This window comes from Pseudomonas sp. IT-P176 (assembly GCF_949767245.1).
Lineage (GTDB): Bacteria > Pseudomonadota > Gammaproteobacteria > Pseudomonadales > Pseudomonadaceae > Aquipseudomonas.
The window spans coordinates 30,041-43,106 of record NZ_CATKPN010000027.1; the positions used below are offsets into that span (position 1 = coordinate 30,041).

Annotated in this window: 12 protein-coding genes and 1 pseudogene; 9 read left to right on the forward strand and 4 right to left on the reverse strand. The window is 57.7% G+C overall.

What is annotated here, in order from left to right; genetic code table 11:
* Nucleotides 1-101: 101 nt before the first annotated feature.
* Both ACM6IP_RS01845 and ACM6IP_RS01850 read left to right on the forward strand, forming a co-directional pair.
* Nucleotides 102-512 (forward strand): VOC family protein, encoded by a 411-nt coding sequence (locus ACM6IP_RS01845; protein WP_095170723.1) that lies wholly within the window; start codon nucleotides 102-104, stop codon nucleotides 510-512.
* Nucleotides 506-1,135 carry a LysE family translocator gene (locus tag ACM6IP_RS01850; protein WP_414860827.1) on the forward strand — a complete coding sequence of 210 codons (630 nt, stop codon included), beginning with the start codon at nucleotides 506-508 and terminating at the stop codon, nucleotides 1,133-1,135. The genes ACM6IP_RS01845 and ACM6IP_RS01850 overlap by 7 nt, the downstream gene beginning before the upstream one ends.
* A gap of 19 nt (nucleotides 1,136-1,154) precedes the next feature.
* Here the strand turns inward: ACM6IP_RS01850 and ACM6IP_RS01855 are convergent, their stop codons facing one another.
* Nucleotides 1,155-1,601 carry a GNAT family N-acetyltransferase gene (locus tag ACM6IP_RS01855; protein WP_414860828.1) on the reverse strand — a complete coding sequence of 149 codons (447 nt, stop codon included), beginning with the start codon at nucleotides 1,599-1,601 and terminating at the stop codon, nucleotides 1,155-1,157.
* A 182-nt stretch (nucleotides 1,602-1,783) separates the two neighbouring features.
* Here ACM6IP_RS01855 and ACM6IP_RS01860 point away from each other — a divergent pair, with 182 nt between their 5' ends.
* The 4 genes from ACM6IP_RS01860 (at nucleotide 1,784) to ACM6IP_RS01875 (ending at nucleotide 5,274) form a co-directional block, all read left to right on the forward strand.
* Nucleotides 1,784-3,262 (forward strand): DUF1254 domain-containing protein, encoded by a 1,479-nt coding sequence (locus ACM6IP_RS01860; protein ID WP_414860829.1) that lies wholly within the window; start codon nucleotides 1,784-1,786, stop codon nucleotides 3,260-3,262.
* A 122-nt stretch (nucleotides 3,263-3,384) separates the two neighbouring features.
* Complete coding sequence (locus ACM6IP_RS01865) at nucleotides 3,385-3,954, forward strand: DJ-1/PfpI family protein (RefSeq protein WP_414860830.1); 570 nt, start codon at nucleotides 3,385-3,387, stop codon at nucleotides 3,952-3,954.
* A gap of 173 nt (nucleotides 3,955-4,127) precedes the next feature.
* Nucleotides 4,128-4,748 carry a LysE family translocator gene (locus tag ACM6IP_RS01870; protein WP_414860831.1) on the forward strand — a complete coding sequence of 207 codons (621 nt, stop codon included), beginning with the start codon at nucleotides 4,128-4,130 and terminating at the stop codon, nucleotides 4,746-4,748.
* Nucleotides 4,749-4,836: 88 nt separating this feature from the next.
* A complete protein-coding gene (locus tag ACM6IP_RS01875; protein WP_414860832.1) occupies nucleotides 4,837-5,274 on the forward strand; it encodes a GNAT family N-acetyltransferase in 438 nt (145 codons plus the stop codon).
* 263 nt (nucleotides 5,275-5,537) lie between these two features.
* On the opposite strand, the gene ACM6IP_RS01880 is transcribed toward ACM6IP_RS01875, so the two are convergent.
* On the reverse strand, nucleotides 5,538-6,452 hold the full coding sequence (locus tag ACM6IP_RS01880; RefSeq protein WP_414860833.1) for a LysR family transcriptional regulator: 915 nt from the start codon (nucleotides 6,450-6,452) through the stop codon (nucleotides 5,538-5,540).
* Nucleotides 6,453-6,626: 174 nt separating this feature from the next.
* Here ACM6IP_RS01880 and ACM6IP_RS01885 point away from each other — a divergent pair, with 174 nt between their 5' ends.
* Nucleotides 6,627-7,637, forward strand: a complete 1,011-nt coding sequence (locus ACM6IP_RS01885) for a zinc-dependent alcohol dehydrogenase family protein (protein WP_414860834.1) — start codon at nucleotides 6,627-6,629, stop codon at nucleotides 7,635-7,637.
* A 232-nt stretch (nucleotides 7,638-7,869) separates the two neighbouring features.
* Here the strand turns inward: ACM6IP_RS01885 and ACM6IP_RS01890 are convergent.
* Nucleotides 7,870-8,856: pseudogene (locus ACM6IP_RS01890) on the reverse strand (NAD(P)H-dependent flavin oxidoreductase); the annotation flags it as partial.
* Nucleotides 8,857-8,898: 42 nt separating this feature from the next.
* The gene (locus tag ACM6IP_RS01895; protein WP_414860835.1) at nucleotides 8,899-9,702 is read right to left on the reverse strand and encodes an enoyl-CoA hydratase-related protein; all 804 of its coding nucleotides are present in this window, start codon (nucleotides 9,700-9,702) and stop codon (nucleotides 8,899-8,901) included.
* Between the two features lie 332 nt (nucleotides 9,703-10,034).
* Here ACM6IP_RS01895 and ACM6IP_RS01900 point away from each other — a divergent pair, with 332 nt between their 5' ends.
* Both ACM6IP_RS01900 and ACM6IP_RS01905 read left to right on the forward strand, forming a co-directional pair.
* Nucleotides 10,035-11,501 (forward strand): DUF1254 domain-containing protein, encoded by a 1,467-nt coding sequence (locus ACM6IP_RS01900; RefSeq protein WP_414860836.1) that lies wholly within the window; start codon nucleotides 10,035-10,037, stop codon nucleotides 11,499-11,501.
* 14 nt (nucleotides 11,502-11,515) lie between these two features.
* Entirely contained in the window at nucleotides 11,516-13,006 is a 1,491-nt protein-coding gene (locus ACM6IP_RS01905) for a DUF1254 domain-containing protein (protein ID WP_414860837.1), read from the forward strand.
* Nucleotides 13,007-13,066: the final 60 nt, after the last annotated feature.

Below are 13,066 nucleotides of genomic sequence, written 5' to 3' on the forward strand. Positions count from 1 at the left end.
TGTATCAGGTGCCGAGCGTAGGCTCCACTCCCACACAAAACAAGGAGGCGAGTTCGGCACGCAGGACACAACCGTTCCAGTGGCGTCGAATCGATTGAGAGATGTTCAGTCACGTTACTGTGGGATGCACCGACCTCGAAACAGCGGCGGCTTTTTATGACGCCGTACTTGCGCCACTCGGGCTGATCCGCCGAGCGGTGACCCCGGATGGAGGCCCCGCCTCGGCTTGCTGGGTGCATCCGACGCGCACACTGCCGAGGTTCTATGTCTACTTGCCGCGTGATGGCCTTGCGGCCACGGCGGGCAATGGCAGCATGCTCGCGTTTCATGCCGAGACGCCTGACAGCGTACGCGCGGCGTACACCGCGGGGATTCTCCACGGCGGTACTGATGAAGGCACTCCGGGTGAGCGGCCCTGGTATGGCGAGGGCTACTACGGTGCCTACCTGCGCGACCCTGATGGCAACAAGCTGCACATCGTCTATCGCGGCGATCTGGAGCACACATGGTAGAGCCATCGACGCTACTGCTGTTCGCGGGGGCGGTGTTGCTGTTGCTGATGTCTCCCGGCCCCAACATGGCCTTCGTGATTGCGCACGGCGCGAGCTACGGCTGGCGTGGCGGCGTCGTTGCTGCTTTGGGCATTGGTGCAGCTGACCTGGTATTGACCGCGCTCACCGCAGCCGGTCTCACGGCCGCAATAGCACAGTGGCCACCGTCGTTCGACCTGATCCGCTGGGCCGGTGCGTTCTATCTGCTCTGGATGGCCTGGAAGGCCATACGGGCGCATGCCGGCGTGCCACCACACTCCGCTATCCAGGCCTCGCTGATGTCGGTGTTCATCCGGGCGCTGCTGAACTCATTGCTCAACCCGAAAGCACTGCTGTTCTTCATGGTGTTTTTGCCGCAGTTCGTTGTTCAGGGCAGTTCTACGGTCGCACAGCAAATCGTGGTCCTGGGGCTGGTGTTGACCCTGATCGCGAGCGTTTTCCACGTCGCGTTGGGCCTGGTCGGGGGAGTAATCCGCGGTTACGTGTCCGACAAAAGCCAGTCCGCGAAGTGGCAGTCGCGGGGCCTGGCATTGGTATTGGTGTTGCTTGCGGCTCGCCTGGTGTTTACCTCGCGGCCGGCATGAATCTGGCCGATAGACTTGTTCAAGTGTCGCCTAGCAGCATGATGTGAGTGGCATGGATATCCTCTGTTCGCACAAAACCGCAGTGCAGGTAAAACGCGTCTCCTGAGGGCGTATCGGTGCTCAGACGCACGCTCTGAAAGCGCAGAGCGGCATGTGCGAGCAGCGCTTTTACTAGCCTTTGACCGACGTGCTGCCCCCTTGAAGAAGCTGCGACGTAAACCCGTCGCAGCCTTGCCGTATTGGTCTGGCCATAGGGATCAACTGAAAGGCCGCCGATGCCTATCAGTTGCTGGTCGAAATACGCCGCCATGAGACATTCCCCGGGTGCATCGAAGCGATTCGCCCCGCAGTGCCATTCGCCAATCAGCCGAGTGAGAAATCTGAAACCCTCTCCAACGGCCTCTTTTTCCAAGGCCAGGATCTGTGGCGGCAGGTGGGTGATGTGGTGAATCTCGACTGGTTTCATGCATCGTCCTTGATTCGGGGTTAAAGGGTTTTGGCTGATCTACACTCCCTGGGCGGCTGAGTTGGCGCTTTACCGCCGGATTTACTTAGTCGGGAGACAATCCTGAGTTTCAGTTGAGCTGCGGCCTGGATGGGAGCCTGAACACTCACGGCAATTGCTTGCTCAACACTGACGAGGTGCAAATGAACAGGAAGTTTAACCGAGGCTGGACAATGGCGGCGGCAGTCGTCGTGGGTTCAACGCTTTTTGCAGGGTGTGCGAGCAAGACCGATCCGATCACGCAGGCAGACCAGGCCGATGTGGCCAAGGGCGTACCCGCACCCAGTCTGGAGCAGACCAAGGCGATCGCCGAGGAAGGTTTTATCTACGGCTTGCCGCTGGTCATGAACTACGCCGTGATGAACGAGTTCGCGGTGGACTCACAGTCCAGCCAGTTCAAGGCGCCCTTCAATCAACTGCGCAATGAGCATCGGGTTTCTACTCCCGCCGATACGGCTGTCATTACGCCAAACAGCGACACTCCGTACTCGATACTCTGGGCCGACCTGCGCGCAGAGCCGCTGGTGATCACCGTGCCGGCGGTGCCCAAAAAACGCTACTACTCGGTTCAGTTGATTGACGGCAACACCTATAACTACGGTTACATCGGGAGCCGGGCAACGGCCGGCGCACCCGGGAGCTATCTGATCGCAGGCCCCGACTGGAAGGGTGCGCTGCCCCCTGGCATTCACAAGGTGTTCAACTCCACGACGCCCTTCGCGCTGACGCTGATCCGCACCCAGCTGTTCAATCCGGCCGACATGCCGAATGTCGAGAAGCTGCAGGCGAGCTACAAGATCCAGCCGCTGTCTGCCTTCCTCCATCAACCCGCGCCGCCCGCTGCGCCGAAGATTGATTTCTTGCCGGCGACGACAGAGGGCATCAAGGCCAACTTCTTCGAGTACCTGTCGGCCGCGTTGGAGTATGTGCCGCCATCGGCCTACGACAAGGAGATCCGTGCCAGGCTGGCCAGCATCGGCGTAGGTCCGGGCCGGAGCTTCGAGTTCAAGGACCTCTCGCTCGAACACAAGGCCGTGGTCTTGCTGGGGATGAAGGCCGGCGACGAGAAGGTCGACAAATTTCTCTCTAGTGGCATGAAAAATATCAACGGCTGGAACATCGGCGCGTTCTTCGGCGACCAGGCGTTCTACAAAGACAACTGGCTGATGCGGGCTGGCGCTGCGAAGGGCGGTATCTACGGTAATAACGCCGTCGAGGCCATGTATCCCTTCACACGTACTGACGGCAACGGCCAGACGTTGAATACCGGCAAACACAACTACACGCTCACCTTCCCTGCCGGCAAACTGCCTCCCGTCAATGCGTTCTGGTCGGTGACCATGTACGACGGCAAGAGCCAGCTGCTGATCAACAATCCGCTCGACCGCTACCTGATCAACTCGCCGATGCTGTCGGCCATGAAGAAGAATGCCGATGGTTCGCTGACGCTGTACATCCAGAAGGATTCGCCGGGCACGTCCAAGGAGTCCAATTGGTTGCCCGCGCCTGACGACACGGCCTATCTGGTGCTGCGCCTGTATTGGCCGAAAGCCACGCCACCTTCGATTCTTCCAGCGGGTTCCGGCACTTGGTCACCCCCAGGTATCACTCAGGCGAAGTGAAAGCTGCACCATCGTAGTGACCTGACTGCACGGGTCACTACGACAGCCCGCCCCCCATTGCCGCCCTTGATGTCTGTTTACTTGCACCTTAGATTACTGGCATTCATGGAGGAGTCTGGCTGATGGCACGCGTAAGTTTGATACTGACACCCGGTTTTGCAGACTGGGAATATGCATTCATTGCAGGAACTGGGTCGCCGTTCTACGGGATCGACGTCAGGTTTTTCGCGCCTGCTGTGGGGCAGTTCCACTCACAGGGCGGATTGGCTGTCACCGTCGAGAGCAGTTTGCAGCACTGCCTGGATTGGCAACCGGATGTTGTGGTGGTCATTGGAGGAACTGTCTGGGAAGGTGCGTTGGCGCCGGACATTTCAGGCTTTCTTCAAACCAGTCGCTCACGAGGAGCGAGCATTGCCGGTATCTGTGGGGGAACGCTGGCGCTTGCCAGAGCCGGGCTTCTCGACACAGTGCCGCATACCTCGAACAGCCCTGCCTTCCTGCAAGACAATGCTCAAGGTTACGCGGGGCACTCGTTTTATCGAAGCAGTCCGGTCGCGATAGTTGCAGATCGCATCATTACAGCGCCCGGCCCGGCCCCCGTCAGCTTCACCTGCGCGGTGTTCGAAGCTGCCGGGCTGTCTGCAGAGACCATTGCACAGTTCAGGGCAATGTTGGCCGCGGAACATCGGTGAGATACCGCACCTACACAGACAACTGTGGGAGCGAGCCTGCTCGCGATGAACTGAAGAACAACGCGTTGATTCAGACAATACGCGTCATCGATGACGTTCATCGCAAGCAAACGGAGCCCCACCCGGCGGCTCCTACAGAGTGAACCAACCCCCGACTACGGACGCAATCGCCTATGGACCTCGCCACCCTCACCCTGTTCCTCCCCGCCTGCTTCGCCTTGAACATGGCGCCGGGGCCGAACAATCTGTTGTCGGTCAGCAACGCTACCCGCTATGGCTACCGCACCTCGTGCCTGGCCGGGATCGGGCGGCTACTGGCATTCGCCGGCATGATCGCCCTCGCCTCCGCCGGCCTGGCGGTGGTGCTGCAGACGTCGGAGTGGCTGTTCTACGGGATCAAAATCGTCGGTGCGGCTTACCTGCTGTACCTCGCCTGGCAACTGTGGACCGCCGATCCCCAGGTCGAAACCGCAACCAAACGCCCTGAGGCGGGGTTGCTGGCGCTGGCCCGGCAAGAGTTTTTGGTGGCAGCCGGCAACCCCAAAGCGATCCTGATATTCACCGCCTTCCTGCCGCAGTTCGTCGACCCCAGCCAGGCGGTGACCCCGCAGTTTGCCTTGCTGGGCGCGCTGTTCCTGGCCCTGGAGTGGGTTGCCATCGCCTCATACGCCTACATGGGGCTGCACATGCGCCGCTGGTTCAGCCAGCCCCGTGGCAAACGGATTTTCAATCGGTGCTGCGCCGGGCTGTTGGCGGCGGCGGCAAGTGTGCTGTTGATGGCGCGTCGGACGTGAGCCTCGGGCATACCTGAACGCTTGAGCAAACGGCTGCGGAGTCTCGACATCCGCTTTTTCCCATACGTTGAGTGATCGGAGCAATAAAGTGGAAATCAAGGTTGATATATTGGATTCACCCACCGAAAAGGATCAGGGAGTTCTGAATAATAGGTTTTCAGAATACCTTCGAATTCAATATCCAAATCTACCGCCAGAATCTGAAGATAAAAAATTCATGGTGGTCGCGCACGATGAAGTAGGCGACTACATCGGCGCAATAAGCTGTAATTGTTACTGGGATGGCTTGGAAATTGATACCTTCTGGGTGAAGGAATCTCATCGCGGTAGAAAGGTCGGTTCCATGCTATTGGAAAAAGCAGAAACGTTTGGCGCCAACAATGGGGCAGTAGTCGCATTCTTGAAAACCGTTGATGCTAAACAGTTCTATGAGCGGCATGGGTATGAGCTTTATGGCGTTCTTGAGGATCGGCCAATCGGGACTAACCTGTATCATTTAAAGAAACGGTTAATAAAACACGCATAACAACTGCTTCAAACCTTTCGCTTCACTCACTGGAAAGGGACAAAGACTGGCCCTTAACCCAATGCTGGTCAGCGTCCGCATTGGTTCGAAGCTTGCCTTCCCTGCAAGCTCCACTCTTGGCTGCTGTGAAATCAAGCTAGGCTTGAGCAACCCCAACGATGGCCAATATAAACTAAGGTGACGGGCAGCTTTCGGCCCAGGAGCAGACGTTCATGAGTGACCGCTTCCGCCCCGTAGTCACCGTTTACGGGGTTCAATAATCGCTATGCTTGCAGCCAGTCAGAATGAAGCTGCGGAATACGCTTTTGCAGCCACTCAATAAATGCTTGAACCTGGGGGGCCAGATGAGTCCGGCTCGGGTATAGCAACGACACAGGGCGAGGGGCTGGCCGATAGGGTTTTAGAATCTCCACCAGACCGCGACTGGCCAAATGCTCGGACACGGTAATCCCGGGGGCCTGGATTATTCCGAAACCCGACACGCCACACTGAACGTACGCATTCGACTCGGTGACGGTGATGCCGGCATCAGGCACAAAGGATCGATCCTGACCTTTCACCGAAAAATGCCAGGGTAATGTTCTGTTGCTCTGACCGGACAAGAAGTTGACGCCTCGATGGGAGGCCAGATCGTCGAGTGTCTTGGGTTCGCCATGCTCGTTCAAATAATCGGGCGCGGCACATGTCACCATCGTCGCCATCGCGATAGGGCGAGCGATCAAGGTCGAATCCGGTAGTTCGCCGATACGCAACGCACAATCGATGCCTTCACCGATCAAATCGACGGCCCGATCAGTCACGCCCAGAACCATGTTGATACTTGGGTAGGAGACGGTGAATTCTTTAAGGCTATTGATGAATTTCATCTGCGCGAAGGCGCTTGGAATATCGACCCGAAGCCGGCCTGTGAGCGTTGCTCCTGATCGGTCGAACATTGAGGTCGCAGCAGAAATACCCGCCAGAATTTCCTGTACCCGCACATAGAACCTTTCGCCCTCAGCGGTGAGTGCCACCTTTCTCGTGGTGCGCTGGAACAAGCGCACGCCCAATGACGTTTCCAGCTCCTGGATATACCGAGTGACCTGAGGTCGCCCAATGTCTAGCGATTCGGCGGCTCTGGTAAAACTGCCCAGTTCGGCAAGCCTGGCGAACAGTCGCATCGATTGAAGCAATTCCATGACGCTTTCCTATGAACACCCGACTGAATCAAGAGGTTGAACATGATTGTTATCAAAGAATAGAACAATCATGTCTTTTTCCACGCATTTATTACGCGCCCTCAACGGCGAAAAATGCACCCAAGGCGGAACCGGCTCTGGTTCGAGGCCATTATGTGTATTTGGAGATTCGCAATGAAAGCTTGGTTATTGAAAGATTTCGGACTGGAAAACCTGCAATTGGGAGAGGTAGCCACCCCGCAACCCAAGGCTGGCGAGTTGCTGGTAAAGGTCGGTGCTGTCTCGCTCAACTTTCGCGACAAGGCTATCGTCGACGGCATTTATGAACCGCACAGGGTGCCCAAACCGTTGATCCCCGTGAGCGATGCCGCCGGCTCGGTGGTAGCTATTGGTGAAAACGTCACGCGCTTTAAAGTCGGTGATCGCGTCAACTCCCATCTTTACTCTCGCTGGCTGGATGGCGAGCCAGGGCCGAACGAACCCGATTACTGCTTCGGTTCGCCGTTGCCCGGCGGTTTGGCCGAATACATGATCATCCATGAAGACAGCGCCGTCAGTGCACCCGACAACATGAGCGACGAAGAGGCGGCAACGCTTCCTATTGCTGCACTCACAGCTTGGTATTCGCTGGTGGACTTTGGACAAATCCAACCGGGCCAAACCGTATTAGTTCAAGGCACTGGGGGCGTATCGATATTCGCCGTGCAGATCGCTACTGCGCTTGGCGCGAAGGTAATTGCAACATCGAGCAGCGACCAGAATTTGCAAACCGTGAAGGGTCTGGGGGCCGTGGCGGGCATCAACTACAGAACGACTCCGAACTGGGCGGAAGAAGTGCTGAAGCTGACCCAAGACAAGGGCGTGGATCTGCTACTCGATGTGGCCGGCGGCAGCGGCATCAATCAATCGGTCGCTGCGACCAAGGCATCGGGGCGTATTGCGCAGATCGGTTTTCTGACCGGGCAGACCGTTGAACTCAATCTGATGCCACTCATTTTCCGCCAGACGACCATTCGCGGAATCGCGGTGGCGCCACGCTCATCATTCGACCGGATGAACACGTTCCTCAACGAGCACAAGATCCGTCCCGTGATCGATCAGGTATATCCGTTCGAAAAAGCACGAGAAGCTTACGAACACCTCGCAAGGGGAGCATTTGGAAAAGTAGTGATCAAAGTCGCGTAATAACGTTAAGGCGCCAATTTGGCGCCAATTTGGCGCCTTTTTTTCGCCCATCGCAGAGATTCGCCACCAGAGTCAGAGCAGGACGAGACTGAGATTAAAATGTCCGCTTATGGCCGATTTCTGTCGGTCGTCACCGGCTGAAAACGACCCAAAGCTTTAGTTCGGTGGCGATTGCTTCGGGCACTCGTCTCAAACTGCAAGTAAATGGCGGAAATGGGGGTGACCGTTGCGATTATCGGTCGAATCGATTCAGAGTCTGCTCCAGACCTTCCCGGCATTCGGCGATCATGCGTGCTACCAGTTCGGCGCAGGTTGGAATGTCGTCGACCAATCCAATGACCTGACTGGCGCAGATAAGCCCGGCGGCGACGTCACCCGACTCCAGGCTTTCGAGCCCTCGGCTGCCCGACAATAGGTGCTGTAAATCATCATAGGTTGCGCCGCCAGGGCGCTGCTCAATAGCAACGATTTCCTGTGAAACGGAATTGGTAAAAAAACGAGCGGTTCGCTTGAGCGTCCGTTTGATCAGCGTCGTGTCACGCTCTGTCGCGGTTAACAAAGCAGTCTTGATGCCGTCGTGGATGGCGGACTCTTGGGTCAGCATAAAACGTGTACCCATATTCACACCGTCGGCACCAAGGATCAGCGCCGCCGCCATGCTGCGCCCATTGGCGATGCCGCCTGAAGCAATGAAGGGAATCTTCAGTACCTTACCCAACGCAGGGATCATGATCAGGGCAGGTACATCGTCTTCACCGCAGTGTCCGCCTGCTTCGAAGCCATCGATGGAAATCACGTCAGCGCCGTAGCGTTCCGCCGACAGTGCATGGCGTACAGAAGTGCATTTGTGAATAACCTTGATGCCGTGCTCTTTCAGTCTCGCTATCACGGGCTGGGGATTGTTGCCGGCTGTCTCGACGATACGAATATCACCGTTGATGATGGCGTCGATCCAGCCATCGTAATTCACGTCACTGGCGGTCAGCGACAGCGTGAGGTTCACGCCGAAAGGCTTGGATGTCAGTTCACGGATTCGCTCAATCTCACGGCGCAAGTCGTCCGGTGTGGGCTGTGTGCGCGCCGTCACCATGCCCAGAGCGCCGGCGTTGGATACAGCGGCGGCCAGTTGCGCGCGCCCGACCCACTGCATACCGCCTTCAACGATTGGATACTGGATACCCAGCAGTTCGGTAATACGGGTTCTGATAGTGGTCATGTAAGGATTCGCCTGTCGGTGGAGGGCGGCTGGGACATGGAAGTATTATTCGCGCCCGGAGAATCGGGGATCGCGTTTTTCGAAGAAGGCTTTGACGCCTTCCTCCAGCGCCGGCAGGTCGAACAATGCCTGCTGGCGATCTGCTTCGTAGTCAAGCTGCGAACGCAGATCGTTTTGGCTGGCCACCTCGCAGATCTGGCGCGCTTCGATCACGCCATGCGCCGGCAAGCGGGCCAGCTGTTGCGCCATTTCCATGGCCGTAGTCGACAAGGCTTCGTCTTCGATGCAGGCGTGGATCAATCCCCATTGCTCGGCTTTCTCGGCGGATAGTCGCTCACCGGTCAAACACAATGCCAACGTTCGGGCGGTACCGATTCGGCGCTGGAGGAACCATGAAGCCCCCGCATCAGGTACTAACCCCAGCTTCTTCACGAACGGCAGGTAAAAATAGACGGATCGTGCTGCAAAGACGATGTCTCCGGCGAGTGCCAAACCGACACCACCGCCTGCGGCCCCGCCGTTGAGGGCGATTACCACGGGTACGGGCAACTCATGAAGCTCGGCGATCAACGGATTTATCGCATCGCGCATTGTCTTACCGGCACGCGTGCCTCGTGATTCACTTCCCGCATTGAAGGCACCCCCACCCAGATCAGCTCCGGCGCTAAACAGCCTACCGTTGGCAGTCATCAGCAAAGCACGCACAGATTTGTCGTCGCGCACCATCGCGAGCGCTTCGCGAACCTCGCCGATCATGGCGAGACTAAGCGGGTTGAAGCGTTCCGGCTGGTTTAGCGTGATGAGTGCAACGCAACCTTGTCGGGCAAAGATGATGGTCTGGTAGCTCATGCGGGTGTTCTCATCGCTGTAGTGGATCGGCTATGACTCGACGTTTCCACACCTATGTGGGGGGCGAGCGAAAGTCCATGGTCAAAACTAGCGCGAATGATTTGGTTGAAGGAGCTACCCGGATTAGGGGGGACGCCTAGGAAAGCGTTCGTTGGCAAGGGCTGATTTCTGTCGGTCGCGACTGGCAGCTGCCGACCCCAGGCTGCCCTTCACCACAGGCAGCTTTCGGCCAATATGAGCCGTTCCAGAGAATCATGATTAAACGAAGAAGATGGTCTATCTTGTCAGCCGACTCACCTACTCAGGTGAATGCCATCTAGAAAGGATGCTGTATGAATCGATTGCCCCATCGCCGCACCCTCTTTGCACTTACGTTGGTCAGTACGCTCGTCGCAACTTCAGCGCTCGCCGCCCAGAGCCCTGCGGTTCAAGCGACTGTCGCGGGGCCTGTCGTCGGTACCAAGGTTACCGAACCCTATGTGCGAATGATGGCGCGCGAAGCGTATTTCTGGGGTTGGCCGATGGCCAATATTTTCAATCGTCGCCAGGCCTTCAAGGACCTGCCCGAACCCGGTTTGATGGGGGGCATCGTTCCGGTGGCCCCGATCAATCGGCTGTCGATGCTCAGCGACTACATTGACCCGGCCGAACGGCTGGTAGCCTGTCCGAACCAGGATGTCGTCTACGGCGCTGGCAGCATCGCCCTGGACCTTGAGCCAGTGGTGCTGCAAGTGCCGGACTTCGGCAGCCGCTTCTGGGTGTATCAGGTGGTCGACCTGCGCTCCGACAGCTTCGCCGAGCTGGGCAAAATGTATAACACCCAACCGGGTTTCTACCTGCTGGTCGGCCCGGACTGGAACGGCAAGGTGCCCGCTGGTATCACCAAAGTGTTCCGTGCACGTACCAATACCGGTTTCGTCATTCCTCGGGTATTCCAGGACGACACGGCCGCCGATCGCCAGGCCGTGCAACCGGCCCTGGCCGGTATCGACATGTACCCATTGTCCCAATATGACGGCAAGGTCAAACAGCGCGACTGGGCCAAACTACCGAAATTCCCGGCCCAGGCTTCGGATGGCAAAGCAGAAACCAAGTGGGTGATCCCGGAAAAGTTCTTCGATGAACTGCCGGCCCTGCTCAAGGACGCCAAGCCATTGCCGGGCGAAGAAGCCCGTTATGCGCAAATGGCCGCGCTGGCTGCCATCGCCAAGGCCGACCCGCAGCTCCGTGCCGCGATGATCGACGAGGCGAAAAAGGCCGACAGCGAAGTGATCGACCCGCTGTTGCAGTTCCGTAACTATGGCCTGCAATTACCGAATCACTGGAGCACCGTGAGCAACGGTGCGGCGTTCGGCACCGACTATTTCAGCCGTACCGCCGTGGCACGCTCAAACATATTCGTGAACCAGCAGAAAGAAACCAAATACTTCTATCAGGACCTGGACGAAAGCGGCCAGCGCCTCAACGGTCAGCACGGCTACAGCGTGACGTTCGCCAAAGGCAAGCTGCCACCGGTCAAGGGCTTCTGGTCGCTGACGCTGTACAACGAACAGCACTTCTTCTCGCCCAACGAGCTCAAGCGTTACTCCATCGGCACCAAGAACAAATCCCTGCAAACCAATCCTGACGGCTCGCTGACCGTCTACGTGCAAAGCCAATCACCGGGCAAGGACAAGGAAAGCAACTGGCTGCCTGCGCCTAAAGATGCCGATTTCTCGCTGTACATTCGCGCCTACTGGCCGCAGGCCGACGCCCTCGACGGTAGCTGGACGCCACCGGCGGTGGTGAAAGCCAATTGAAAAGGACTTCGAAGATGAAAGCAGCCAGCAAAACACTGACCACACTGGCATTGGCGATTTCGGTCAGCCTCGGCGCCCAGGCGGCCACGCACTATGAACAACTGGCGGATCTGCCCTTCGCTGGCGGTTATCCAACCCTTGAAGGCGTGGCCCAGCTCAAGAACGAGCTGTTATTTCAGCGTGGCGTGCAGTCCTACATCTGGGCTCTGCCGGCACTGAACATGTACGCCATGAAAGAAAGCTCGGAGAAAACCTTCGGTGCCGGCTACAACGTACTGCCGATCTGGAAAGACCGACTCAACGCCAAGACCCTGGTGACCACGCCGAACTCCGACGTGATCTATGCCATGGGCTATCTGGACCTGAAGCAGGACGGCCCGATGGTGATTGAAGTGCCGCCGGGAATGCAGGGCATTCTCGACGACTTCTTCCAGCGCCCGATCTGCTCCGAAGGCCAGATCGACGGTCGCCAGTGGTGCGGCGATGTCGGCCTGCCTGGCCCGGACAAAGGCAAGGGTGCCAAGTACCTGGTGCTGCCACCGGATTACCAGGGGCAAGTACCTCCTGGTTACCTGACCTACCGCTCACGTACCTACAACGTGTTTGTGTTCTGGCGCGGTTTCTTCAAGGACCCGAAACAGCTGGAAGCACCGGTCACGCTCATGGAACAGACGCGCATCTATCCACTGGGTAAAGAAGCCACAGCCAGGAAGATGGAGTTCCCGAACGCCTCGAAAACGCCGATCAACATGCTCTACCCCACCGATGGCAGCGCGTTCGACATGCTTTCGCGGTTCATTGACCATGAATATGTCGATCCGCAAGACATGGAAATGCGCGGCATGCTTGCTGCCCTGGGCATCATCAAGGGCAAGCCGTTCCAGCCGGACGCAGCGACCCGCGACCTACTCGACAAAGCCGCGAAAACCGCGAGTAAAATGGGTCACGCCACTTCCTACACACCACAAACCATCGTCACCAATGGCACATGGTATCCGGACCGCAAATGGCTGAACGTCTTCCCGGGCAATGCCACGTTCACCGCCGACACCTTCAACTACATCGATCCGCGCACCGGCTTCTTCACCAATGCCTACTCGGCCAGCCCGGGCATGGCGGTAAACATGGAGAACGTCGGCGCCAAGTACCCAGCCACCTTCGTCGACGCCAAGGGCGAGTTCCTCTCGGGCAGCAACGCCTACACGTTGAACCTGCCCAAAGGCATCCCGGCGGCGTTGTTCTGGTCGGTGACGGTGTATGACTCAATCACGGCGTCTGGCGTGGACAACGGCCAGCCGTTCCCGTCGTTGAACACCATGGATAAACCTTTGGTGAATGCCGACGGTTCGATTGACGTGCACTTCGGGCCCGAGTCACCGGGTGAAGGCAAGAACTGGATTCGTACCCTGCCGGGCAAAGGCTTCTTCGTGATCCTGCGCCTGTACGGCCCGACCAAGGCATTCTTCGACAAGACATGGAAACCGGGGGACTTGGTTAAACAATGATCTGAGACGGGCCTGAACGACATGAGTGTATGAATGCATTCATGTCTTGGGCATTCTCGA